This is a genomic window from Luteibacter sp., assembly GCF_051958795.1.
Classification (GTDB): domain Bacteria; phylum Pseudomonadota; class Gammaproteobacteria; order Xanthomonadales; family Rhodanobacteraceae; genus Luteibacter.
In genome coordinates this window covers 1-2,401 of sequence record NZ_JBQCFT010000157.1, presented here as the reverse complement: position 1 = coordinate 2,401, position 2,401 = coordinate 1, and the positions used below count along the sequence as shown (strand labels likewise).

Genomic DNA, 2,401 nt, shown 5'->3' with positions numbered 1-2,401 from the left:
GCCCCCCCCCCCCGCCCCCCCCCCCCCCCCCCCGGGGCGCCCGCGCCCGCGCCGGGGGGGGGGGGGGGGGGGGCGGGGCGTGGTGGGGCCCCCCGCCCCCCCCCCCCCCCCCCCCCCCCCCCCCCACAACGGTCCACCGCGGTTCTGTTGACGGAGGCACGATGGCATCCGGCTTCACCGAACAGGCCCTGCCCAGCTGGCGCCGGGCTGTCCTCAAGGTCGGCAGCAGCCTGCTGACCACGCCGGAGGGCGCGCTCACCGGCGAAAACGCCGACGCGCTGGCCGCCTTCGTCACCGCAAGCCGCGACGCGGGCAGGGAAGTTGTCATCGTCTCCTCAGGCGCCGTGGCGGCTGGCCGTGGCCTCGCGCCGGCCCCCGACCGCAGTACGGGCCTCAGCGGCCGCCAGGCGCTCGCTGCACTCGGCCAGACGCGGCTGGTCGGCCTGTGGCAAACCTTCTTCGATGCGCCGGTCGCCCAGGTGCTGCTGACGCACGACGACCTGCGCAACCGCCGGCGCTATCTCAACGCCCGCACGACGCTGCGCGAGCTACTGGCCCTTGGCGCCATCCCGGTCATCAACGAAAACGACACGGTCGCCGTCGACGAGCTGAAGCTCGGCGACAACGACAACCTCGCCGCCATCGTCGCGGCGCTGGTGGATGCGGACGTGCTCTTCATCGCATCCGATATTCCCGGCCTCTACACGGCGGATCCGCGCACCGTTCCGGCCGCACTCCCCGTGCCTGACCTTGCCGAAGTCACGCCGGCGCACCTCGATAGCGCGGGCGGGGCAGGTAGCGCCGCCGGTACGGGTGGCATGCGGACGAAGCTCGACGCCGCGATAAAGGCCGCGGCGGCCGGTATCGAGACGGTGCTGTTCGACGGCCGCGACACCCGCTGCATCGCCCGCCTCGCCGAAGGCATGCTTACCGGCACCCGCCTGCGTGCCCCGCAGTCACGCCTTGCCGCGCGCAAGTACTGGCTGCGGCATGCACCCGCGGCGGGGCGTATCAGCGTGGATACCGGTGCGCTGGACGCACTGCGTGGCCGTGGCGCATCGCTCCTGCCCGGCGGTGTCGTCGACGCCGCTGGCGAGTTCGCGCGCGGTGATGTCGTCGAAATCCTCGCCGAGGGAACGGTGCTGGCCCGCGGCGTCGCCCAGTATTCCGCCACGGATGTCCGGCGGATCGCCCGGCGGCATACGCGCGACATCGAAGCCGTGCTCGGCTACAGCTACGGCGAGACCATCGTCCACCGGGATGATCTCGTCATCCTCCCCGACCCTGCGAGGACCGCATGACCCACCTTCGAGAACAGGCACTGGCATGCCGCGACGCCGCCCCGGCCATCGCCGCGCTCGATACGGTCGCGAAGCAGCGGCTGCTGCACGCCATGGCCGATGCGCTCGCGGCAGCCTCTCGCAGCGTGCTTGAAGCGAACGCGCGCGACATGGAGGCGGCGCGCCGGAACGGCACCAGCGCGGCCATGCTCGATCGGCTGCGCCTGGATGACGAACGCCTGGCGGGCGTCGTGGCGGCCATTCGCCAGGTCGCCAGCCTGCCGGATCCGGTGGGCCTGGTGACCCGACGTGAGGTCCGTCCGAACGGCATCACGGTCGAACGCGTGCGCATTCCGCTCGGTGTCATCGCGATGATTTACGAGGCCCGGCCGAACGTCACCGCCGATGCGGCGGCGCTGTGCCTCATGGCGGGCAATGCGGCGATCCTGCGCGGTGGATCGGATGCCATGCATTCGAACCTCGCGATCGCGGACGCATTGCGTAGCGCGTTGTCTGCCGAAGGTCTCCCGGCATCAGCGATCACCGTCATCGACGACCCGGGCCGTGAGGCCATGGTGGAACTGCTCCAGCTCACGGATATCGTGGACCTCGCGATTCCGCGCGGCGGTGAGGGCCTCATCCGCTTCGTCGCCGAGCATGCGCGCGTGCCCATGATCAAGCACTACAAGGGTGTCTGCCACCTCTACGTCGACAAGGATGCGGACGAGACACTCGCGCTCGATCTGCTCATCGACGGCAAGACCAGCCGCCCCGGCGTATGCAATGCGCTCGAGACCTTGCTGGTCCACCACGATATCGCCGCGTCGTTCGTCCCCAAGGCCGTGGCCGCGTTGCACGCCCGCGGCGTGGAGGTGCGTGGCGACGAGACGACACGCATCCGGGTCCCGGATGTCGGTGTCGCCACCGACGAGGACTACGCCGCCGAGTTCCTCGACCTGCTGATCGCCGTGCGCGTCGTCGCGGACATCGACGAGGCCATCGCCCATATCCGCCGTTTCGGCTCCGATCACACGGAGGTCATCGCCACGCGCGACATACTCGCTGCCGATCGCTTCGTGAAGGCCCTGCGCTCGGCGGTGGTGATGGTGAACGCCTCGTCC

Annotated in this window: 2 protein-coding genes; both read left to right on the top strand. The window is 70.9% G+C overall.

The genetic code is table 11. The features are described from left to right. Positions 1 to 161 precede the first annotated feature (161 nt). On the top strand, positions 162 to 1,301 hold the full coding sequence (gene proB, locus ACTHLF_RS08335; protein WP_440326501.1) for a glutamate 5-kinase: 1,140 nt from the start codon (positions 162 to 164) through the stop codon (positions 1,299 to 1,301). Continuing rightward, the coding region (locus ACTHLF_RS08330) for a glutamate-5-semialdehyde dehydrogenase (protein ID WP_440326499.1) at positions 1,298 to 2,401 on the top strand (1,104 nt) is incomplete at its 3' end. The genes proB and ACTHLF_RS08330, both read left to right, overlap by 4 nt.

Excerpts from the sequence above, each read along its gene's own strand:
- proB (WP_440326501.1), top strand. The coding sequence starts at position 162 with ATGGCATCCGGCTTCACCGAACAGGCCCTGCCCAGCTGGCGCCGGGCT.